Raw genomic sequence first — 21206 nt, forward strand, 5'->3', positions numbered from 1 at the left:
TTGCGCCTCATCGTCACTTGAATTTTTAATCTCGACCTCAACGCGTCCGTCCCTTAAGGTAGGGCGCGAATAGACAACCGGCCGGCCCAAGCTCCCTTGGACGTCGAGCCCAGACGGACGCCTATGAACCCGAATTTTCTTGATTTCGAACAGCCGATCGCCGACCTGCAAGCCAAGATCGAAGAGTTGCGCTTGGTCGGTAATGACAATTCGCTGAATATCGGCGATGAGATTTCCCGCCTGCAGGACAAGAGCAACACCCTGACCGAGGACATCTTCGGCAAGCTCACCAGCTGGCAGATCGCACGTCTGGCGCGGCACCCGCGTCGCCCGTACACCCTGGACTACATCCAGCACATCTTCACCGAGTTCGACGAGCTGCATGGCGATCGCCACTTCTCCGACGACGCCGCCATCGTAGGCGGCGTTGCTCGCCTGGACGAGCAGCCGGTGATGATCATCGGTCACCAAAAGGGCCGCGAAGTACGCGAGAAGGTCCGCCGCAACTTCGGCATGCCGCGTCCGGAAGGTTACCGCAAGGCCTGCCGCCTGATGGAAATGGCCGAGCGCTTCAAGATGCCGATCCTGACCTTCATCGACACCCCGGGCGCTTATCCGGGTATCGACGCTGAAGAGCGCAACCAGAGCGAAGCCATTGCCTGGAACCTGCGAGTCATGGCGCGCCTGAAGACCCCGATCATCGCCACCGTGATCGGTGAAGGTGGTTCTGGCGGTGCCTTGGCCATTGGCGTTTGCGACCAACTTAACATGCTGCAGTACTCCACTTACGCGGTGATCTCGCCGGAAGGCTGTGCCTCGATCCTGTGGAAAACCTCGGAAAAGGCCGCTGATGCCGCCGAAGCAATGGGCATCACCGCCGAGCGCCTCAAAGGCCTGGGGATTGTCGACAAGGTCATCGGCGAGCCATTGGGCGGCGCCCATCGTGATCCAGCCGCCGCGGCTGCCTCGATCCGTGCCGAACTCAGCTCGCAGCTGGCCATGCTCAAGGAAATGGATAACGACACCCTGTTGGCCCGTCGTTATGACCGCCTGATGAGCTACGGTCTCTGATCGAGCGCTGCTCCCCCTTGTAGGGGTACGCTCGTTCGCGACCCAGGCGCCGCCATCGATTCGATGGCGGCGTTGTTGCTTATGCGGGCAAGCAGTACGCCACCCGGCCGCTCCTACAGGTCTTGAACACGTCATGAACGCTCTCTGCGCCAAACTACTGCACAGCCTCGCGCCCTGGCGTGACTCCAGGAGTTGGCGCGTGGCTTTCTCCGGTGGCCTGGATTCCACCGTCCTGTTGCATCTGCTCGCCGAGCTGGCGCAGCACCATCGCCTTCCTCCACTTTCGGCTGTGCATATCCATCATGGACTTCAGGCTGCGGCCGACGCCTGGCCGGAGCATTGTCAGGCCTTCTGTGATGCGCTGGGGGTGCCGCTGCAGGTGCTTCGCGTCCAGGTGCCAGCGGGTGCCAGCCTGGAGCGCGCCGCCCGCGAGGCACGCTATGGCGCTTTCGCGCGGCTCACGGCGAGCACTGAAGTGCTGCTGACGGCGCAGCATCGTGACGACCAGGCGGAAACGCTGCTGTTTCGCCTGCTGCGCGGTGCCGGAGTCAGGGGCTTGTCGGCAATGTCGTCAGCGCGGCCGTTGGGTGACGGGCACCTGCTGCGACCCTTGCTTGATGTGTCACGTGCCGAACTGCAGTGCTACGCCGCGGAGCATCAGTTGAGCTGGGTCGAAGACCCATCCAACGCCGATCATCAGTATTCGCGCAATTACCTGCGCCACCAGGTCATGCCGGCGATCACCGCGCGCTGGCCCCAGGCGGCACTCAGCATGAGCCGCAGCGCCGCGCACTTGAATGAAGCCCAGGGCCTGCTCGATGAGCTGGCGATCATGGATCTGGATGCAGCCCGGGGTGCTAGCGTCTGGCCCTGGCTGGATCTGCCCTCACTGGCCCTGGCACCTTTGCAGTCTTTGTCGGGCGCGCGCCAACGCAATGCCTTGAGCCATTGGTTGAGCCGGTTTGGCCGTCTGCCGGATACCGATCACTGGTGTGGCTGGGACAGCCTGCGAGATGCGGGTGCCGAAGGGCGACCGGTGTGGCGTTTGGCCGATGGCGAGTTGCATCGTGCTGCAGGGCGAGTCTGGTGGCTGTCCGGCATCTGGCTGCAACCGGTCGACGGACGGTTGCAGTGGCTCGATCCGCAAGAGCCCTTGCATCTGCCGGGCAACGGTCAGGTGTCGTTCCCTGGGCCAGTGCCGACCGGGCCGCTGCATATCCGCTATCGCCAGGGGGGCGAGATCATGCACCTGGCCGGCCGCGGCCACCGGGACTTGAAGCGTTTGCTCAATGAAAGCGGGCTGCCGGGTTTCGTCCGTGGCAGATTGCCGCTGCTGTATCAGGATCACCGCTTGCTCGCGGTGGCGAACCTGCCGGCACTTGAGACAAACCCCCAGGGTGGCTGGCCATTGCAATGGCTGCCACCAACCAGCGATCAAGGTTTGAGCTGAAAGGGGCTTTCCGGTAGACTACGCTCCCTTCTTGATACAACTTCTGTGGATTCGCCTGAATTGCAGGAGTTGCCGATTACCAAGCAGTCTTTGCTGGGCGATTCCAAAAAATGTGTAGCGAGCAACCTACCGGTGTTTTTGCATCCGGTCTGTCACCACGCGGCGGTTTTTTTGAAAGGTGCACTGTGATTAATGCAGGTGATCGGGGGCTTCGGCCTTCCTTCGCTTTCCCCGGCGGCACTGACCGCTTTAACGCAGACTTCTAGGGTTTTTCATGACGCGCTACATATTCGTCACGGGCGGTGTTGTTTCTTCATTGGGGAAAGGCATTGCCTCGGCTTCATTGGCGGCCATCCTGGAGGCGCGGGGGCTTAAGGTCACCATGCTCAAGCTGGACCCGTACATCAACGTCGACCCGGGCACCATGAGCCCGTTCCAGCACGGTGAAGTGTTCGTCACCCACGACGGCGCCGAGACCGACCTGGACCTGGGCCACTACGAGCGGTTCATCCGCACGACCATGACCCAGAACAACAACTTCACCACCGGCCGCGTGTACGAGCACGTGCTGCGCAAGGAGCGCCGTGGTGATTATCTGGGTGCCACCATCCAGGTGATTCCGCACATCACCGACGAGATCAAGCGTCGCATCATCAAGGGCGCCGGCGATGCCGACGTGGCCCTGGTGGAAATCGGCGGTACCGTGGGTGACATCGAGTCTCAACCGTTCCTCGAAGCCATCCGTCAACTGCGTGTGGAAGTCGGTTCCAAGCGCGCGATGCTGATGCACCTGACCCTGGTTCCGTACATCGCCACCGCTGGCGAGACCAAGACCAAGCCGACCCAGCACTCGGTAAAAGAGCTGCGTTCGATCGGCTTGCAGCCGGACGTGCTGATCTGCCGCTCCGACCATCCGGTGGATGTGTCGTCGCGCCGCAAGATCGCGCTGTTCACCAACGTTGAAGAGCGTGCGGTGATCTCCCTGGAAGACGTCGACACCATCTACAAGATCCCGGCCGTGCTGCACGCCCAGGGCCTGGACGATTTCGTCGTCGAGCGTTTCGGCCTGCAGTGCAACGGTGCTGACCTGTCCGAGTGGGAAAAAGTGGTGGACGCCAAGCTCAACCCAGAGCACGAAGTCACCATCGCCATGGTCGGCAAGTACATGGAACTGCTGGACGCCTACAAGTCGCTGATTGAAGCGATGAGTCATGCCGGCATTACCAACCGTACCAAGGTCAACCTGCGCTACATCGATTCCGAAGACATCGAGAACCAGGGCACCGCGCTGCTGGAAGGCGTCGATGCGATCCTGGTTCCGGGCGGTTTTGGCCTGCGTGGCGTGGAAGGCAAGATCACCGCGGTGCAATACGCTCGCGAGAACAAGGTGCCGTACCTGGGTATCTGCCTGGGCATGCAAGTGGCGGTCATCGAGTTCGCCCGTAATGTCATGGGCTGGAAAGACGCCAACTCCACCGAGTTCGATCGCACCAGCGGCCATCCGGTCGTCGGCCTGATCACCGAGTGGGAAGACGCCACCGGTGCCGTTGAAGTACGTACCGAAGCTTCCGACCTGGGCGGCACCATGCGTCTGGGCGCTCAGGAATGCTTGCTGGAAGCGGGCTCCAAGGTCCACGACTGCTACGCCAAGGACGTGATCATCGAGCGTCACCGTCACCGTTACGAAGTGAACAACAAGCTGCTGCCGCAACTGATCGAGGCTGGCCTGAAGATCTCCGGTCGCTCGGGTGACGGCGCGCTGGTTGAAGTGGTCGAGGCCCAGGATCATCCATGGTTCGTCGCTTGCCAGTTCCACCCCGAGTTCACCTCGACTCCCCGTGACGGCCACCCACTGTTCAGCGGTTTCGTCAAAGCAGCATTGGCTCAACACCAGAAGAAGGCGTGACCCTGATGGCGCAGAAGATCATCCGCGTAGGCAACATCGAGATCGCCAACGACAAGCCGATGGTGCTGTTCGGCGGCATGAACGTGCTGGAAAGCCGCGACATGGCGATGCAGGTCTGTGAAGAATACGTGCGGGTCACCGAGAAGCTCGGTATCCCCTACGTGTTCAAGGCCAGTTTCGACAAGGCCAACCGTTCGTCGGTGACCTCCTACCGTGGCCCGGGTCTGGAAGAAGGCATGCGGATTTTCGAAGACGTGAAGCAGGCCTTTGGCGTGCCGATCATCACTGACGTCCACGAGCCGGCCCAGGCTGCCGTGGTCGCCGAAGTCTGCGACATCATCCAGCTGCCGGCCTTCCTTTCGCGGCAGACCGACCTGGTTGTGGCCATGGCCAAGACCGGCGCGGTGATCAACATCAAGAAAGCCCAGTTTCTCGCACCCCAGGAAATGAAACACATCCTGAGCAAGTGCGAAGAGGCGGGCAACGATCAGTTGATCCTCTGCGAGCGCGGTTCCAGCTTCGGCTACAACAACCTGGTCGTGGACATGCTCGGCTTCGGCATCATGAAGCAGTTCGAATACCCGGTGTTCTTCGATGTGACCCACGCCCTGCAGATGCCGGGTGGTCGCGCCGACTCCGCTGGCGGTCGCCGGGCCCAGGTCACCGACCTGGCCAAGGCCGGCATGAGCCAGTCTCTTGCCGGGCTGTTCCTCGAAGCCCATCCGGATCCGGACAACGCCAAGTGCGACGGTCCTTGCGCCCTGCGCCTGGACAAGCTCGAGCCGTTCCTGGCCCAGCTCAAGGCCCTGGACGAGCTGGTCAAGAGTTTTCCGACGGTAGAAACCGCGTAAAACCGATTTCTCCGGTAAAGTACCGCACGATTATTGCTCAGGCCCCCGGGCCTGAGCCTTATCGTCTGCAAGACTGCCCGCTTTCCCCGCCTTGCCGACGGTAAAAGATTTCCTACAGCTGCGTCGTTTTCGTCAACTTTGGAGTGTTTACAACAATGGCAAAAATCGTCGACATCAAAGGTCGTGAAGTTCTCGACTCCCGTGGCAACCCCACTGTCGAAGCGGACGTGCTTCTCGACAACGGCATCATCGGCAGTGCATGCGCGCCGTCCGGTGCTTCCACCGGCTCGCGCGAAGCGCTGGAGCTGCGTGATGGCGACAAGAGCCGTTACCTGGGCAAGGGCGTGCTCAAGGCGGTAGCCAACATCAACGGTCCGATCCGCGACCTGCTGCTGGGTAAGGACCCGATCGATCAGAAGGCCCTGGATCAGGCCATGATCAAGCTCGACGGTACCGAGAACAAGGCCACCCTGGGCGCCAACGCGATCCTCGCCGTGTCCCTGGCTGCTGCCAAGGCCGCCGCTCAGGACCAGGACCTGCCGCTGTACGCCCACATCGCCAACCTCAATGGCACTCCGGGCGTCTACTCGATGCCGGTACCGATGATGAACATCATCAACGGTGGCGAGCACGCCGATAACAACGTCGACATCCAGGAGTTCATGGTGCAGCCGGTTGGCGCCAAGTCCTTCTCGGAAGGCCTGCGCATGGGCACTGAAATCTTCCATCACCTCAAAGCCGTGCTGAAGGCCCGTGGCCTGAACACCGCAGTGGGTGACGAAGGCGGTTTTGCACCGAACCTGGCTTCCAACGAAGACGCTCTGAAAGTGATCTCCGAAGCCGTGGCCAACGCCGGTTACACCCTGGGCACCGACGTGACCCTGGCCCTGGACTGCGCTGCCAGCGAATTCTATGAAGATGGCAAGTACAACCTGTCCGGCGAAGGCCAGGTGTTCACCGCCGAAGGTTTTGCCGAGTACCTCAAAGGCCTGACCCAGCGCTACCCGATCATCTCCATCGAAGACGGCCTGGACGAGTCCGACTGGGCCGGCTGGAAAATCCTTACCGACAAGATCGGCGAGAAGGTTCAACTGGTCGGCGACGACCTGTTCGTGACCAACACCAAGATCCTGAAAGAAGGCATCGACAAGAAGATCGCCAACTCGATCCTGATCAAGTTCAACCAGATCGGCACCCTGACCGAAACCCTGGAAGCCATCCAGATGGCCAAGGCTGCCGGCTACACTGCGGTGATCTCCCACCGTTCCGGTGAAACCGAAGATTCGACCATCGCCGACCTGGCCGTGGGTACCTCGGCTGGCCAGATCAAGACCGGCTCCCTGTGCCGTTCCGACCGCGTTTCCAAGTACAACCAATTGCTGCGTATCGAAGAGCAATTGAACGGCAAGGCCAAGTACAACGGTCGCGGTGAGTTTCGCGGCTAAGCAGTAGATGGTAAAAAGACACCGGATTGTGTCGGGAAAATCGCTACAGCGAGTTTTTTGCCACTAATCTGATGCCTTAAGAGCACAAGCCTGGGTCTTCCAGGCTTCGTGCTATCAGTAGGTCCGAAGTTGTTGGCATGGCTGTCTTTTTTCACTGGATACCCGATATTCGATGCGCAGTCCCAATTGGTTGTTCCTGGTCTTGCTCTTGCTGCTGGCTGGCTTGCAGTACCGCCTGTGGGTGGGGAACGGCAGCTTGGCCCAGGTTGCTGACCTGACTCAGCAGATTGCCGACCAGCACGCTGAAAACGAGCGTTTGCTGGAACGAAATCGCGTACTCGATGCGGAAGTCATGGAGCTGAAAAAAGGCATGGAGACCGTGGAAGAACGGGCTCGCCATGAGTTGGGTATGGTCAAGGAGGGTGAAACCCTCTACCAGTTGGCCCAATGAGCGACGTATTGCCGGCCTTCTGGGCCGTGATTCCTGCCGCGGGCGTTGGTGCCCGCATGGCCGCGGACCGCCCCAAGCAGTACCTGCAACTGGGTGGACGCACAATTCTTGAACACAGCCTGGGCTGTTTTCTCGACCACCCCGGCCTCAAGGGGCTGGTGGTCAGCCTGGCGGTTGATGATCCTTACTGGCCGGCCCTGGCTTGCGCCCATGATTCGCGGATCCAGCGGGTCGAAGGTGGTGCTGAGCGTTCCGGCTCGGTGCTCAATGCCTTGCTCCATCTGCATGCCCAGGGCGCAGCCGATGACGACTGGGTGCTGGTTCACGATGCCGCCCGGCCCAATCTTTCCCGGGATGACCTGGACAAACTGCTGGGTGAGTTGGTGGATGACCCGGTGGGGGGGCTGCTCGCAGTTCCGGCCCGGGACACCCTGAAACGTGTGGACAAGCACGGTCGAGTGCTGGAAACCGTTGACCGCAGTTTGATCTGGCAAGCCTACACACCGCAGATGTTCCGCCTCGGTGCCCTGCATCGTGCCCTGGCCGACAGCCTGGTGGCCGATGTGGCGATTACCGATGAAGCTTCGGCGATGGAATGGGCCGGCCAGGCGCCGCGCCTGATCGAAGGCCGCTCGGATAACCTCAAGGTCACCCGTCCCGAAGACCTGGAATGGTTGCGCCAGCGCTGGTCCAACCGCCGCTGACTGCTGGCTTGCGCTGCACCTTGTATCCGCTGGCGCAGGCTGCGAACGACTCGGAGGAGGCGCCGCTCTTGAGGCCCTGAAGGCCCTGCGGGCCTTGTCACAGCCTGCGGCAGCAGCTACGGGTCGCGGTACTCCGGGCGCTGCGCCAGCCCTTGCTTCAGATAATCCACCAGCTTGCGCACTTTCGGTGACAGGTGCCGTTGCTGCGGGTACAGCGCCCAGACTGCGGTGTTGGGCGGTTGGTGAGCTTCCAGCAAGGAAATCAGCGTACCGTTCTGCAGGTGCTCCAGGACGTAGTAGTCCGGCAACTGGCAGAGCCCCACCCCTTGCAAGGCCGCATCCAGCACCGCCTGTCCGCTGTTGCAGCGCCAATTACCCTGCACCCGTTGCGAAAATTCGCGCCCATCCAGTTCCAATTGCCAGATATCCGAGCTGCCGATCAGGCAGTTGTGCCGGCTCAACTCTGAGAGGCTGTGTGGGCGTCCATAACGTTCCAGGTAGGAGGGCGAGGCGCATAGGTACATGCGGCGTGGGGCCAGGCGAGTGGCGACCAGGCGCGAGTCCTGCAGGCGCCCAAGGCGAATCGCCAGGTCCAGCCCTTCATGCACCAGATCCAGGGGGCGGTTGCTGAGCTCTATATCCACCCGCAACTGCGGATAGAGGCTCATGAACCGGGTAACCAGCGGCACGATAAAGCGCTCGCCGTAGGCCACTGCACAGGTCATGCGCAGCATGCCCTTGGGCTCGCTGGTCAGGTCGCCTACGGCCCGCAGGGCCTCCTCGCGACCATCCTGCAGACGTTGGCAATGCTGGAGAAAGGTCTGCCCGGCCTCGGTCAGGGTCACCCGGCGGGTACTGCGATACAGCAGGCGAGTCTGCAAGCGTTCCTCAAGCCGTGCCACCTGACGGCTGATATGGGACGAAGAGACCCCCAGGCGCTCGGCGGCAGCGGTGAACTGGCTGCATTCGGCGACCGCGACAAATTCGTCGATACCTTCCCAACGGTTGTCATTCATTGATTGTCCCCATACAGCAATAATGTTTTGCTTTTGCCTGGATTATTCATCGCATTGCGCTGTTTTACACTCTGTGCCTCGTTTTTATTCGCTGGAGAGTCAGGATGATCAAGTCACGTGCTGCCGTAGCCTTCGAGGCCAAGAAGCCGCTGGAAATCGTCGAAGTGGATGTCGCCATGCCCAAGGCGGGCGAGGTGCTGCTGCGGGTCGTCGCCTCCGGCGTCTGCCACACCGACGCCTACACGCTGTCTGGTGCCGACCCTGAAGGCATCTTCCCGGCGATCCTCGGTCATGAAGGCGGTGCGGTGGTTGAGGCGGTGGGCGAGGGCGTGACCTCGGTGGCTGTGGGTGACCATGTGATCCCGCTGTACACCCCGGAATGCGGCAAGTGCAAATTCTGTCTGTCGGGCAAGACCAACCTCTGTCAGGCCATTCGCGCCACCCAGGGCAAGGGTCTGATGCCTGATGGCACCACGCGTTTTTCCTACCAGGGTCAGCCGATTTTCCACTACATGGGTACCTCGACCTTTTCCGAGTACACCGTGCTCCCGGAAATCTCCGTGGCCAAGATTCCCAAGGAAGCCCCGCTGGAAAAGGTCTGCCTGCTGGGGTGCGGCGTGACCACCGGGATCGGAGCGGTGATCAACACCGCCAAGGTCAAGGCCGGTGACACCGTGGCCATCTTCGGCCTGGGCGGCATTGGGCTGTCGGCGGTCATAGGTGCGGTCAAGGCCAAGGCCGGGCGCATCATCGCCATCGATATCAACCCGGCCAAGTTCGAGATCGCCAAGCAACTGGGCGCCACCGACTGCGTCAATCCGAAGGATTTCGACCGTCCGATTCAGGAGGTCATTGTCGACATGACTGATGGTGGCGTGGATTTCTCCTTCGAGTGCATCGGCAATGTGCAATTGATGCGTGCGGCCCTGGAGTGCTGCCACAAGGGCTGGGGCGAATCGGTAATCATCGGCGTGGCCGGTGCCGGCCAGGAAATCTCCACCCGTCCCTTCCAATTGGTGACCGGCCGGGTATGGCGCGGCTCAGCCTTTGGTGGCGTGCGCGGGCGCAGCGAGCTGCCAAGCTACGTGGAAATGTCCCAGACCGGCGAGATCCCCCTGGATACCTTCATCACCCACACCATGGGCCTGGAAGATATCAACAAGGCGTTCGACCTGATGCACGAAGGCAAGAGCATTCGCTCCGTCATTCACTTCTAAGAGCAGCGGCAAGCGGCAAGCCACAGGCGCCAAGCGGGAGTTCCGCTTGCGGCCCATGGCTTGCGGCGTGCCGCTGGAGGTCTGCCATGAGTCTGGAAAACCTTTCCTGCCAGAAAAGCTTCGGCGGCTGGCATAAACGCTACAAGCATCATTCCCGGGTGCTGGGCTGTGACATGGTGTTCGCCGTGTATTTGCCGCCCCAGGCCGAGCAGGGCGGCAAGCTGCCGGTGCTTTACTGGTTGTCCGGCCTGACCTGTACCGACGAGAACTTCATGCACAAGGCCGGGGCTCAACGCATGGCTGCCGAGCTGGGCTTGATCATCGTCGCTCCGGATACCAGCCCGCGTGGCCCCGGCGTGCCCGGTGACCCGGACGGTGCCTGGGATTTCGGTCTGGGTGCCGGGTTCTACCTGAACGCGACGCAGGAGCCCTGGGCCCAGCATTACCGGATGCACGATTATGTGGTGAACGAGCTGCCGGAGCTGGTGGAGGCGCATTTTCCCGCTTCGCACAAGCGTGGGATCAGCGGGCACTCCATGGGCGGTCACGGGGCACTGGTTTGCGCGCTGCGTAATCCGGGGCGCTATCAGTCGGTTTCGGCCTTCGCTCCCATCAGCAACCCGATGGATTGCCCCTGGGGGCAGAAGGCGTTTTCCCGTTACCTGGGGGAGGAACGTTCACGCTGGCGCGAGTGGGATGCCAGCGTGCTGATCGCCGAGGCCACCGAGAAGCTGCCGTTGCTGGTGGATCAGGGGGATCGTGACGACTTCCTCGCCGGCCAGCTCAAGCCTGAGGTCTTGCAGCAAGCGGCAAAGAATGCCGGGCATGAGCTGACGTTGCGGATGCAGCCGGGGTACGACCACAGCTACTTCTTTATCGCCAGTTTCATAGACGACCACTTGCAGCACCATGCACGTGCTCTTAACGCCTAATACCTGCCAAAGCAGGTAGAATCACGCCCTGACTTTTTCGGGGCGTTTTTTTATGCGTATTGGCCACGGCTACGATGTGCACCGTTTCGCTGAGGGCGACTTCATCACGTTGGGGGGGGTGCGTATTGCCCACCATTTCGGGCTGCTCGCGCACTCCGATGGTGATGTGCTGTTACACGCACTCAGTGATGCCCTTCTGGGCGCTGCCGCGCTGGGTGATATCGGCAAGCACTTTCCGGACACCGATCCGCAGTTCAAGGGCGCCGACAGCCGTGTCCTGCTGCGTCATGTTGTCGCGCTGATTCATGCCAAGGGCTGGAAGATCGGCAATGTCGACAACACCATCGTCGCCCAGGCACCGAAAATGGCACCTCACATTGAAACCATGCGGGCCTTGATTGCCGAGGACCTGCAGGTCGAGCTGGACCAGGTGAACGTGAAGGCAACCACCACCGAAAAACTCGGCTTTGTCGGCCGCGAGGAAGGCATCGCCGTGCATTCCGTGGCCTTGTTGCAACGCCCATGAATGAACTGCAATTGTTGGGCCCGCGGGCCTATGGCGATGCCCTGGGCAGCGCCGTACTCAAGGCCACTGCCGAAGACTTCCAGGTTGATGAAGTACTCGATATCCCGCTGAGCGGGGAAGGCGAGCATCTGTGGCTGTGGGTGGAAAAACGCGGCTTGAACACCGAGGAAGCGGCGCGGCGGATCGCCAAGGCGGCGGGGGTGTCGTTGCGCACCGTCAGCTATGCCGGGCTCAAGGATCGCCAGGCGCTGACCCGCCAGTGGTTCAGTGTGCAACTGCCGGGCAAGGCCGATCCGGATCTTGGCGCAGCGGAAAATCATACTCTGAAGATCCTTGAGGCTACCCGCCACAAGCGCAAATTGCAGCGTGGGGCCCATGCCGCCAATGGCTTTACCCTGCGCTTGACAGAGCTCAAGGCGGATCAGGCAGCCATCGATGAGCGCCTGAAGAGAATTGCTGCTCAAGGTATTCCCAACTATTTCGGCGCCCAGCGCTTCGGCCACGACGGGGGCAACCTGGTGGATGCCCGTAGCTGGGCTGCCCGCCAGGCGCTGCCGGAGCAGCGCAATGTGCGTTCGCGCCTGTTGTCCACCGCCCGCAGCTACCTGTTCAACCAGGCGCTGGCAGCGCGAGTGGCGGATGGCACTTGGCAGCAGGCGCAAGTGGGCGACTTGCTGGCATTTACCGACAGCCGCAGCTTTTTCATGGCAGGCCCGGATGAATGCACGGATCCGCGCCTGGCAATTCTTGACTTGCATCCCACAGGCCCGTTGTGGGGCGAAGGCGAGTCTCCGGCGGGTGGTGCGGTTCATGAACTTGAACAGCAGATGGCCGACCGCGAGGCGGCACTGTGCCAATGGCTGATAAAAGCCGGCATGAGCCACGAACGACGCATCCTGCGGCTGCCCATTGGCGGTTTGACGTGGCATTATCCCGAGCCTGATATTCTGCAACTGGAATTCGTCCTCCCGGCCGGATGTTTCGCCACCGCCTTGGTGCGTGAACTCGTCGATCTGGTGCCGGTGGGGCAGACGGACAGCTCATGCGCATTCTGATTTCTAACGATGATGGGGTAACTGCACCCGGTATCGCGGCGTTGCACGCTGCGCTGGCGGATTACGCCGAGTGCGTGGTTATCGCTCCGGATCAAGACAAAAGCGGCGCCAGCAGCTCGCTGACGCTCGACCGTCCGTTGCATCCGCATACCCTTGGCAACGGCTTTATCAGCATCAATGGCACCCCCACCGACTGTGTTCACCTGGGGCTCAACGGCCTGCTGGAGCATGACCCGGACATGGTGGTGTCGGGCATCAACCTGGGGGCCAACCTCGGTGATGACGTGCTGTACTCCGGGACGGTCGCCGCTGCATTGGAAGGGCGCTTCCTGCAACGCCCTGCGATCGCCTTTTCGCTGGTCTCGCGCCAGGTGGAGAACCTTGCGACCGCAGCCTATTTCGCGCGCAAGCTGGTGCAAGCCCAAGGCTTGCTGGATTTACCACCACGGACGGTGTTGAACGTGAATATTCCCAACCTGCCGCTTGATCATATTCGGGGCATCCAGTTGACCCGCCTGGGCCATCGCGCCCGTGCTGCAGCACCGATGAAGGTGGTCGACCCCCGCGGCAAGGCGGGTTACTGGATCGCTGCCGCCGGCGACGCCGAGGATGGCGGGCCCGGCACCGACTTTCATGCAGTGATGCAGGGCTACGTGTCTGTCACGCCGCTGCAGCTGGATCGCACCTTCAATGACGCGTTCAGGAGTCTGGATGGCTGGTTGGAGGGGCTGCGCTGATGGCTCGCGAGCAAGACGATCTGCTGCGGCGGGGAATCGGCATGACTTCCCAGCGTACTCGCGAACGCCTGATCCAGCGCCTGTATGACGAGGGGCTGTCCAACCCTCAGGTACTGGAAGTGATTCGGCGCACACCGCGGCATCTGTTTGTCGATGAGGCCTTGGCCCATCGTGCCTATGAAGACACGGCGCTGCCGATCGGCCATAACCAGACCATCTCCCAGCCTTATATGGTGGCCCGCATGAGTGAGCTGCTGCTGGCGGCCGGGCCGCTGGACAAGGTACTGGAGATCGGCACCGGCTCGGGCTACCAGACGGCGGTATTGTCGCAGCTGGTGGAGCGGGTGTTTTCGGTGGAGCGGATCAAGGTCCTGCAAGACCGGGCCAAGGAGCGCCTGCAGGAATTGAACCTGCGCAACGTCGTGTTTCGCTGGGGCGACGGCTGGGAAGGCTGGCCGGCGCTGGCGCCCTACAACGGCATCATCGTCACTGCCGTCGCCACCGATATCCCGCAGGCCCTGCTCGATCAACTCGCGCCTGGCGGGCGCCTGGTGATTCCGGTGGGGGCAGGGGAGGTGCAGCAGTTGATGCTGATCATCCGTGAAGAACAGGGCTTTGCCCGGCACGTCCTGGGGGCGGTGCGTTTTGTGCCGTTGCTCAATGGTCCCCTGGCCTGAAGGCATTTATCAGGCTGGGGTGAATTCTGTCTGGCGGGCTGTGTCTTAGTGCCGTATCGATCGTCAATGAGTGATACGACGGTCAGAGGCAGGTTCTTGCGGCTGTCCTTGTGCTGGGCCAGCGGTAAAGCGCCTGTGTCCAGTTATACTTGCGTCACTTCACGCCTGAGTCAGGCAATCCATATCGTCAACCACCACAAAGGGAGCGGCGGGTGAGTCTCACAGTCATTGCGCAGCGTATAGGTACAACAAGCTTTCAGCGACTGATGATTGGCCTTGCCTTGAGTTCCTTGTTGGTCGGTTGCTCCAGCACCAAATCCAGCAGCGTGGGGGTGGTCGAGCGCAGTAACACTGTTGCGCCGCAGCGTCCTACGGTGACCACCGGGCAGTACGCGGTGCGTCGCGGAGACACCTTGTTTTCCATTGCCTTCCGCTATGGCTGGGACTACAAGGCGCTGGCCGCTCGCAACAACATCGCCGAGCCTTATACCATCCATCCCGGGCAGGTCATTCGCTTTGATGGCCGCACTGGCACTACGCCGGCGACGGTTGTTACCAGCACCCAGTCCAGTGCCTCTTCCTCCAGCAAGACCACGGTCATTCGTCGCCCGGCAGGCACCACGACAACGCCTGCAACTGCGACCACCACCAGCCCTGCGAGCAAGCCGGCGCCTGCTCCGGCTACCCCCGCGGGCCCCGCTCCTACGGGTTGGGGATGGCCTTCGAACGGTGTTCTGATTGGAAAATTTTCTTCAAACGGTAGTTTGAATAAAGGCATTGATATCGCCGGGGATTTGGGACAGCCTGTTTTAGCTGCGTCTGATGGGACGGTGGTTTACGCCGGGAGTGGCTTAAGGGGCTACGGCGAATTAGTCATCATCAAACACAACGAAACCTACGTCAGTGCTTACGGCCACAACCGCAAGCTATTGGTTCGGGAGGGACAGCAGGTCAAAGTCGGACAGACAATTGCCGAGATGGGATCAACTGGTACAGACCGGGTGAAACTGCACTTTGAGATTCGCCGACAAGGTAAACCTGTAGATCCGCTGCAATTCCTGCCACGTCGTTGATCCGTTACCAGCCTGTTCCGCTCACGTAGAGGGAACAGGCTCCAGCGTTGCCAGGGATAAAGGCGCCGCTTGAGCCTGAGGTCGAACTCACCAAAGGACTATAACAATGGCTCTCAGTAAAGAAGTGCCGGAGTTTGACATCGACGATGAGGTTCTCCTTATGGAGAGCAGCATCGATATGGATTCGATGTCGAATAATGAGGGGGCAACTCCACCTTCCGTTCGCACCAAATCCAAAAGCTCCGCGTCATTAAAGCAACACAAATACATTGATTACACGCGCGCACTCGATGCAACGCAGCTGTACCTCAATGAAATCGGTTTTTCTCCATTGCTCTCCCCCGAAGAGGAAGTGCACTTTGCGCGGTTGTCGCAAAGTGGTGATCCGGCCGGGCGCAAGCGCATGATTGAAAGCAACTTGCGGCTGGTGGTGAAAATCGCCCGGCGCTATGTCAATCGTGGCCTGTCGCTGCTGGACCTGATCGAAGAGGGCAACCTCGGGCTGATCCGAGCGGTGGAGAAGTTCGATCCGGAACGCGGCTTCCGCTTCTCGACCTATGCCACCTGGTGGATTCGTCAGACCATCGAGCGGGCCATCATGAATCAGACCCGGACCATCCGGTTGCCGATCCATGTGGTCAAAGAACTCAACGTCTACTTGCGCGCCGCCCGTGAGTTGACGCAAAAACTCGATCATGAACCCTCCCCCGAAGAAATCGCCAACCTGCTGGAGAAGCCGGTGGCCGAAGTCAAACGCATGCTCGGCCTGAACGAGCGGGTTTCTTCGGTTGATGTCTCCCTGGGCCCGGATTCGGACAAGACCCTGCTGGATACCCTGACCGACGACCGTCCGACAGATCCTTGTGAGCTGTTGCAGGACGACGATCTGTCACAAAGTATCGATCAGTGGCTTTCCGAATTGACCGAGAAGCAGCGTGAAGTGGTAGTGCGACGTTTCGGCCTGCGAGGACACGAGAGCAGCACCCTTGAAGATGTGGGCCTGGAGATCGGTCTTACCCGTGAGCGGGTTCGGCAGATCCAGGTTGAAGGGCTCAAGCGCCTTCGGGAGATTCTCGAGAAGAATGGATTGTCCAGTGAGTCGCTGTTTCAGTAGCCACTGGATCGATTCACAAGAGCCCCGATCGACTCGGGGCTTTTTATTGCACGCAGCTTGTGGTTTTGAATGGGCTATTGCCAGAGAGGTTGGCTTAACTCTCAACCGTCATGTAAGCCAAAGATTACTTTTTCGTACGCATTCGGTTCTCGGCTACTTCTGCGTTGTCTAGTTTTACGTAGGCTGTTTTTTATATTATTGATTTATATAATATTTTTTATGAATGGCTATGAGTTTCGACAAAGTTTCACACGAATAGTGCGATTGCTCTTGCCGGGGAACTCTCTAATATCAGCCCTGTGTCGACGGATAGACACAGCCATCAAGGACGATGGTCAGGACATCGCAGGAAGCGATTCATCAGGACGATGAAAAGGAACACAGGGACTAGGGAAAAATGTGGGCGGGTCATACCGCCCCTTTTTTTCGTCTGTCGAAAAGTCCCGCCGGAGTTTCCTTGCCCCAGAAACGCAAAAAGGCCCGCAAGGGGCCTTTTGGGAACGCAGCTGCAATCAGCGTTCGAGATCCTTGATCTTGCCTTTGACGCCATCCCACTCTTCGGCATCCGGCAACGGATCTTTCTTTTCAGTGATATTCGGCCAGATCTCTGCCAACTCGACGTTCAACTGAATGAATTCTTGCATCTCTTCCGGGACTTCATCCTCGGAGAAAATCGCTACAGCGGGGCATTCAGGCTCACACAGTGCGCAATCAATGCACTCATCCGGGTGAATCACCAGGAAGTTCGGGCCTTCGTAAAAGCAGTCCACCGGACAGACTTCTACGCAGTCGGTGTACTTGCACTTGATGCAGTTGTCGGTGACGACGAAGGTCATTTCTAATTCTCTCCTCAGGCGGCGGCAGCGGAGCCCCTACATGACGGGGTCGCCAGGTTTGGGAGCGATAGTCTGCGCAACCAGGCTAATAGTCCGCAGCATCCCAAACCGCGCGAGATTCTAACAGCTTGAAGGCGTTCGCGTTAGATGCGTGTCTTCAATGTATAGAGCATTTCCAGCGCTCGGCGTGGCGTCATGTCATCCAGATCCAGCTTGGCCAGGTCGTCGAGCACCGGGTGCGGCAGGCTGGCGAACATGTCGCTTTGTTGCGGAACCGAGGGTTTGCCCGGCGCCTGAGGCGCCACTTCATGGGGCAAGCTGGTGGTTTCCAGGCGGCTCAAGTGCTCCCGGGCGCGGGTGATGACTGCGCTGGGAACCCCGGCCAGCTGGGCTACCGCCAGCCCATAGCTCTGGCTGGCTGGGCCTGGAAGTACATGGTGCAGGAACACAATGCGCTCATTGTGCTCGGTGGCATTGAGATGCACGTTGGCCACCAGCGGCTCGCTTTCCGGCAGTACCGTCAGTTCGAAATAGTGGGTGGCGAACAGGGTATAGGCGCGCAGGTGGGCGAGACGTTCTGCCGCAGCCCAGGCCAGGGAAAGTCCGTCAAAAGTGCTGGTGCCGCGTCCCACTTCGTCCATCAGCACCAGGCTGCGTTCCGTTGCGTTGTGCAGGATGTTTGCGGTTTCGCTCATTTCCACCATGAAGGTCGAACGGCCGCCGGCCAGGTCGTCGCTGGAGCCGATACGGGTGAAGATCCGGTCCACCAGGGACAGCTCGCAGCTCGCCGCCGGGACGAAGCTGCCGATATGGGCCAGTAGCACGATCAGGGCCGTCTGGCGCATATAGGTGGATTTACCGCCCATGTTCGGACCGGTGATCACCAGCATCCGCGTGTTGTCGTCCAGGCTCAGGTCGTTGGCCACGAACGGCGTGGTCAACACTTGCTCCACCACCGGGTGACGACCCTGGGTGATGCGCATGCAAGGTTCGCTGACAAAACGTGGGCAGTTGAGGTCCAGGTTCAAGGCGCGCTCGGCCAGGTTGCTCAGCACGTCCAGCTCAGCCAGGGCACCAGCGGTGTCCTGCAACGGTGGCAAATGGCTGATCAGGGTTTCCAGGAGCGCGTCGTAGAGCATCTTCTCCCGGGCCAGGGCACGGCTCTTGGCCGATAGCGCCTTGTCTTCGAACTCCTTGAGTTCCGGAGTGATGAAGCGCTCGGCGCCTTTCAATGTCTGGCGGCGAATGTAGTCCGCCGGGGCCTGTTCGGCTTGCTTGCTTGGCAGCTCGATGAAATAGCCATGGATACGGTTGTACCCGACCTTGAGGTTGGCCAGGCCGGTACGGGCTTTCTCGCGGGCTTCCAGGTCAATCAGGAACTGTCCGGCGTTCTCGCTCAGCGACTGCAGCTCGTCGAGCTCGGCGTCGTAGCCGGTCTTGAGTACACCGCCGTCACGGATCACCGCCGGCGGATTGTCGATGATGGCCTTGGCCAGCAGAGCGGCCAGCTCCGGGTAGGTGCTGGTGGTGGCAGCCAGCTGATTGAGGTGAGTGGCCTCCAGTTCGGTCATGGCTTCTTGCAGCTCCGGCAGTGCAGCCAGGGCATCACGTAGACGGGCCAAGTCCCGCGGACGGGCATTGCGCAGGCCGATTCGCGCCAGAATTCGCTCGATATCGCCGATTTCCTTCAACTGCGGTTGCAGCCGTTCGAAACGGTAGCCGTCCAGCAGGCAAGTAATAGAGGATTGGCGCGCTTCCAGGACCTTGAGGTCGCGCAGCGGGCGATTCAGCCAGCGGGTCAGCAAACGGCTGCCCATGGCGGTCTGGCAGCGATCGACCACCGATTGCAGGGTGTTGTCACGCCCGCCCGCCAGGTTGGTGTCCAGTTCCAGGTTGCGACGGCTGGCACCGTCCAGCACCACGGTGTCATCCAGGCGCTCATGACGCAGGCTGCGCAGGTGGGGTAGGGCGGTACGCTGGGTTTCCTTGGCATAGCTGAGCAGGCAACCGGCGGCGCCGATGGCCAAGGTCAGGGTTTCGCAGCCAAAGCCCTTGAGGTCCTGGGTAGAGAACTGCTGGCAGAGGCTCTTGTGCGCCGAGTCCCGCTCGAAATCCCAGGGGGCACGGCGTCGCACACCGCGGCGTTTTTCCGCCGGCAAGCCTTGTGGCCAGTCATCTGGGATCAAAAGCTCAACTGGATTGATCCGCTCCAGCTCGGCCAGCAGGTTCTCCCAGCCTTTGATCTCCAGGACGCTGAAGTTGCCGCTGGTGATGTCCAGTACCGCCAGGCCGAACAGACGCTCGTCGCCCAGCACGGCGGCGATCAGGTTGTCGCGGCGCTCATCCAGCAGAGCCTCGTCACTCACGGTGCCTGGCGTGATGATACGCACCACCTGGCGTTCCACCGGGCCCTTGCTGGTCGCCGGGTCCCCCACCTGTTCGCAGATCACCACCGACTCGCCGAGCTTTACCAGCTTGGCCAGGTAGCCCTCGGCGGCGTGGTAAGGAATACCGCACATGGGAATCGCCTGGCCGGCCGACTGCCCGCGCGCCGTCAGGGTGATGTCCAGCAGCTTGGCGGCCTTCTTCGCGTCTTCATAGAAGATCTCGTAGAAGTCGCCCATGCGGTAGAACATCAACTGATCAGGGTGCTGGTTCTTGAGGCGCCAGTACTGCTGCATCATCGGCGTGTGGGAGGACAGATCGGAGGTATTTTTACTCATCGGTATTCAGGCGGATTCGTTGAATGGGTGAAGCAAAGGAGCGCTGGGCTCGGCTTTTTGCAGATGGCGGCAAGGTTACCATGGGTGCCCTGGCCTCGCAGGCACCAAGGCGCTACTGTGTTTGTCCGGTAAATGCAGCACAAATATGCAAAACAGCATTTGTCATTGACTAAAAGTTCGAGCAATATGCGTTCTATGCAAATACGCAACGTTTCTACCGTCTTAAGAGAGCTGCTGGATCGTGACGGAATCTCCCCCACGGAGCTTCACCGTCGCACCGGTGTGCCTCAATCCACCCTCTCGCGGATTCTCAGCGGGAAGATCGTCGATCCTTCGGATAAGCACATCTCGCGGATCGCCGAATACTTCCAGGTGAGCACCGACCAGTTGCGTGGGCGCATGGATATCGCGCCTGCCCGGGCTGCTGCGCCCCGTGACGAGATTCATTCGGAACTCAAGGACATAAGCCTGTGGGACGACGATACCCCTGTCGATGACGACGAGGTGTCGGTTCCCTTTCTGCGCGAGGTTGAATTGGCTGCTGGATCAGGAAGATTCGTCATCGAGGAAAGCGAACGCGCCAGCCTGCGCTTCGGCAAGCGCAGCCTGCGGCACAACGGCGTGCAGTTCGACCAGGCCAAGTGCGTCACGGTGCGTGGCAACAGCATGTTGCCGGTGCTGCGGGACGGCGCCACGGTGGGCGTCAATGCCGGCAAATGCGCAATTGGCGACATCGTTGATGGCGACCTCTATGCGATCAACCACAACGGCCAATTGCGGGTGAAGCAGCTGTATCGCCTACCTACAGGGATCCGCCTGCGCAGCTTCAACCGCGATGAACACCCGGATGAGGACTACAGCTTCCAGGAGATCCAGGAAGAGCAGATCAGCATCCTCGGTCACGTCTTCTGGTGGGGCATGTACGCCCGCTAAGCCAGCCCTCTTGAACAAAGCCCGCCCTTGAGCGGGCTTTTTTTTGCCCGCGAAAAATCCCCAGCCCTTTGTTTATGCGCCTTCCATGCATTTCAGCAAATCTTGCGCATAAATAAATGCATTTACGCATTGACTGCATATGCATGAATGCATAATATGAGCCTCAAGCCGCGCAACAGCGGCTGCAAAGACGCTCTTTAGTGGCAAAGCAAAGGCAGCGATGAATCGGCCTCGACGGTTCAGAGGGTTGGCAACTGGCCCGGGTGTGCAGCGTAAAGCACCAGAAGCAGTTATCCGGCGGACAGGGTCGCGGTCGGAGGAACAATTTGAATGGGTCCGTACCGCACCAGTAGTGCCGAAAGACCAAGGTTTGCATTACTGAAAAGCCCGGGCGACCGGGCTTTTTGGAATGCCTGCCTAACGTGGGCCACCAACAGACAGGGACCCTTTGAAACATCGTTATCAGCCTTCTATCAACCGGCCATTTCG

At 60.4% G+C, this 21206-nt stretch carries 19 protein-coding genes; 16 read left to right on the forward strand and 3 right to left on the reverse strand.

What is annotated here, in order from left to right:
• The first annotated feature begins 123 nt into the window (after positions 1 to 123).
• The 7 genes from ABCR88_RS06180 to ispD all read left to right on the forward strand — a co-directional run bounded on the left by ABCR88_RS06180 (position 124) and on the right by ispD (position 7878).
• Complete coding sequence (locus ABCR88_RS06180) at positions 124 to 1071, forward strand: acetyl-CoA carboxylase carboxyltransferase subunit alpha (protein ID WP_015634338.1); 948 nt, start codon at positions 124 to 126, stop codon at positions 1069 to 1071.
• A gap of 133 nt (positions 1072 to 1204) precedes the next feature.
• The gene (gene tilS, locus ABCR88_RS06185; RefSeq protein WP_350404239.1) at positions 1205 to 2521 is read left to right on the forward strand and encodes a tRNA lysidine(34) synthetase TilS; all 1317 of its coding nucleotides are present in this window, start codon (positions 1205 to 1207) and stop codon (positions 2519 to 2521) included.
• Between the two features lie 274 nt (positions 2522 to 2795).
• On the forward strand, positions 2796 to 4427 hold the full coding sequence (locus tag ABCR88_RS06190; RefSeq protein ID WP_011059541.1) for a CTP synthase: 1632 nt from the start codon (positions 2796 to 2798) through the stop codon (positions 4425 to 4427).
• A gap of 5 nt (positions 4428 to 4432) precedes the next feature.
• On the forward strand, positions 4433 to 5278 hold the full coding sequence (gene kdsA, locus ABCR88_RS06195) for a 3-deoxy-8-phosphooctulonate synthase (protein WP_011059542.1): 846 nt from the start codon (positions 4433 to 4435) through the stop codon (positions 5276 to 5278).
• Between the two features lie 155 nt (positions 5279 to 5433).
• Positions 5434 to 6723, forward strand: a complete 1290-nt coding sequence (eno, locus tag ABCR88_RS06200) for a phosphopyruvate hydratase (RefSeq protein WP_011059543.1) — start codon at positions 5434 to 5436, stop codon at positions 6721 to 6723.
• 172 nt (positions 6724 to 6895) lie between these two features.
• Positions 6896 to 7174: a cell division protein FtsB gene (gene ftsB, locus ABCR88_RS06205; protein WP_011059544.1), complete on the forward strand. Its 279-nt coding sequence runs from the start codon at positions 6896 to 6898 to the stop codon at positions 7172 to 7174.
• Positions 7171 to 7878 (forward strand): 2-C-methyl-D-erythritol 4-phosphate cytidylyltransferase, encoded by a 708-nt coding sequence (ispD, locus tag ABCR88_RS06210; protein WP_019093200.1) that lies wholly within the window; start codon positions 7171 to 7173, stop codon positions 7876 to 7878. Before ftsB ends, ispD begins: the two co-directional genes overlap by 4 nt.
• Positions 7879 to 7994: 116 nt before the next feature.
• Here the strand turns inward: ispD and ABCR88_RS06215 are convergent, their stop codons facing one another.
• Complete coding sequence (locus ABCR88_RS06215; protein WP_053149269.1) at positions 7995 to 8894, reverse strand: LysR substrate-binding domain-containing protein; 900 nt, start codon at positions 8892 to 8894, stop codon at positions 7995 to 7997.
• A gap of 104 nt (positions 8895 to 8998) precedes the next feature.
• On the opposite strand from ABCR88_RS06215, the gene ABCR88_RS06220 reads away from it, so the two are divergent.
• The 8 genes from ABCR88_RS06220 (at position 8999) to rpoS (ending at position 16225) form a co-directional block, all read left to right on the forward strand.
• A complete protein-coding gene (locus ABCR88_RS06220) occupies positions 8999 to 10111 on the forward strand; it encodes an S-(hydroxymethyl)glutathione dehydrogenase/class III alcohol dehydrogenase (RefSeq protein WP_232642865.1) in 1113 nt (370 codons plus the stop codon).
• 86 nt (positions 10112 to 10197) lie between these two features.
• Entirely contained in the window at positions 10198 to 11043 is an 846-nt protein-coding gene (fghA, locus tag ABCR88_RS06225) for an S-formylglutathione hydrolase (protein ID WP_041116226.1), read from the forward strand.
• A 52-nt stretch (positions 11044 to 11095) separates the two neighbouring features.
• Complete coding sequence (gene ispF / locus ABCR88_RS06230; RefSeq protein WP_011059549.1) at positions 11096 to 11569, forward strand: 2-C-methyl-D-erythritol 2,4-cyclodiphosphate synthase; 474 nt, start codon at positions 11096 to 11098, stop codon at positions 11567 to 11569.
• Positions 11566 to 12624 (forward strand): tRNA pseudouridine(13) synthase TruD, encoded by a 1059-nt coding sequence (gene truD, locus ABCR88_RS06235; RefSeq protein WP_232642863.1) that lies wholly within the window; start codon positions 11566 to 11568, stop codon positions 12622 to 12624. Before ispF ends, truD begins: the two co-directional genes overlap by 4 nt.
• Entirely contained in the window at positions 12612 to 13361 is a 750-nt protein-coding gene (surE, locus tag ABCR88_RS06240) for a 5'/3'-nucleotidase SurE (RefSeq protein ID WP_011059551.1), read from the forward strand. The genes truD and surE overlap by 13 nt, the downstream gene beginning before the upstream one ends.
• A 41-nt stretch (positions 13362 to 13402) precedes the next feature.
• Positions 13403 to 14038 carry a protein-L-isoaspartate(D-aspartate) O-methyltransferase gene (locus tag ABCR88_RS06245; RefSeq protein ID WP_169892832.1) on the forward strand — a complete coding sequence of 212 codons (636 nt, stop codon included), beginning with the start codon at positions 13403 to 13405 and terminating at the stop codon, positions 14036 to 14038.
• Between the two features lie 212 nt (positions 14039 to 14250).
• Positions 14251 to 15111: a peptidoglycan DD-metalloendopeptidase family protein gene (locus tag ABCR88_RS06250; RefSeq protein ID WP_041116230.1), complete on the forward strand. Its 861-nt coding sequence runs from the start codon at positions 14251 to 14253 to the stop codon at positions 15109 to 15111.
• A 106-nt stretch (positions 15112 to 15217) separates the two neighbouring features.
• A complete protein-coding gene (gene rpoS / locus ABCR88_RS06255) occupies positions 15218 to 16225 on the forward strand; it encodes an RNA polymerase sigma factor RpoS (protein ID WP_011059554.1) in 1008 nt (335 codons plus the stop codon).
• 512 nt (positions 16226 to 16737) lie between these two features.
• Here the strand turns inward: rpoS and fdxA are convergent.
• On the reverse strand, positions 16738 to 17061 hold the full coding sequence (gene fdxA, locus ABCR88_RS06260; RefSeq protein ID WP_011059555.1) for a ferredoxin FdxA: 324 nt from the start codon (positions 17059 to 17061) through the stop codon (positions 16738 to 16740).
• Between the two features lie 143 nt (positions 17062 to 17204).
• Complete coding sequence (gene mutS, locus ABCR88_RS06265) at positions 17205 to 19784, reverse strand: DNA mismatch repair protein MutS (protein ID WP_011059556.1); 2580 nt, start codon at positions 19782 to 19784, stop codon at positions 17205 to 17207.
• Positions 19785 to 19970: 186 nt separating this feature from the next.
• Here mutS and ABCR88_RS06270 point away from each other — a divergent pair, with 186 nt between their 5' ends.
• A complete protein-coding gene (locus ABCR88_RS06270) occupies positions 19971 to 20717 on the forward strand; it encodes an XRE family transcriptional regulator (RefSeq protein ID WP_041751977.1) in 747 nt (248 codons plus the stop codon).
• The last annotated feature ends 489 nt before the right edge of the window (positions 20718 to 21206 follow it).

This window comes from Pseudomonas sp. W17 (genome assembly GCF_040268305.1).
Lineage (GTDB): Bacteria > Pseudomonadota > Gammaproteobacteria > Pseudomonadales > Pseudomonadaceae > Aquipseudomonas > Aquipseudomonas protegens.

Excerpts from the sequence above, each read along its gene's own strand:
- ABCR88_RS06180 (WP_015634338.1), top strand. The coding sequence starts at position 124 with ATGAACCCGAATTTTCTTGATTTCGAACAGCCGATCGCCGACCTGCAA.
- tilS (WP_350404239.1), top strand. The coding sequence starts at position 1,205 with ATGAACGCTCTCTGCGCCAAACTACTGCACAGCCTCGCGCCCTGGCGT.
- ABCR88_RS06190 (WP_011059541.1), top strand. The coding sequence starts at position 2,796 with ATGACGCGCTACATATTCGTCACGGGCGGTGTTGTTTCTTCATTGGGG.
- kdsA (WP_011059542.1), top strand. The coding sequence starts at position 4,433 with ATGGCGCAGAAGATCATCCGCGTAGGCAACATCGAGATCGCCAACGAC.
- eno (WP_011059543.1), top strand. The coding sequence starts at position 5,434 with ATGGCAAAAATCGTCGACATCAAAGGTCGTGAAGTTCTCGACTCCCGT.
- ftsB (WP_011059544.1), top strand. The coding sequence starts at position 6,896 with ATGCGCAGTCCCAATTGGTTGTTCCTGGTCTTGCTCTTGCTGCTGGCT.
- ispD (WP_019093200.1), top strand. The coding sequence starts at position 7,171 with ATGAGCGACGTATTGCCGGCCTTCTGGGCCGTGATTCCTGCCGCGGGC.
- ABCR88_RS06215 (WP_053149269.1), bottom strand. The coding sequence starts at position 8,894 with ATGAATGACAACCGTTGGGAAGGTATCGACGAATTTGTCGCGGTCGCC.
- ABCR88_RS06220 (WP_232642865.1), top strand. The coding sequence starts at position 8,999 with ATGATCAAGTCACGTGCTGCCGTAGCCTTCGAGGCCAAGAAGCCGCTG.
- fghA (WP_041116226.1), top strand. The coding sequence starts at position 10,198 with ATGAGTCTGGAAAACCTTTCCTGCCAGAAAAGCTTCGGCGGCTGGCAT.
- ispF (WP_011059549.1), top strand. The coding sequence starts at position 11,096 with ATGCGTATTGGCCACGGCTACGATGTGCACCGTTTCGCTGAGGGCGAC.
- truD (WP_232642863.1), top strand. The coding sequence starts at position 11,566 with ATGAATGAACTGCAATTGTTGGGCCCGCGGGCCTATGGCGATGCCCTG.
- surE (WP_011059551.1), top strand. The coding sequence starts at position 12,612 with ATGCGCATTCTGATTTCTAACGATGATGGGGTAACTGCACCCGGTATC.
- ABCR88_RS06245 (WP_169892832.1), top strand. The coding sequence starts at position 13,403 with ATGACTTCCCAGCGTACTCGCGAACGCCTGATCCAGCGCCTGTATGAC.
- rpoS (WP_011059554.1), top strand. The coding sequence starts at position 15,218 with ATGGCTCTCAGTAAAGAAGTGCCGGAGTTTGACATCGACGATGAGGTT.
- fdxA (WP_011059555.1), bottom strand. The coding sequence starts at position 17,061 with ATGACCTTCGTCGTCACCGACAACTGCATCAAGTGCAAGTACACCGAC.
- mutS (WP_011059556.1), bottom strand. The coding sequence starts at position 19,784 with ATGAGTAAAAATACCTCCGATCTGTCCTCCCACACGCCGATGATGCAG.
- ABCR88_RS06270 (WP_041751977.1), top strand. The coding sequence starts at position 19,971 with ATGCGTTCTATGCAAATACGCAACGTTTCTACCGTCTTAAGAGAGCTG.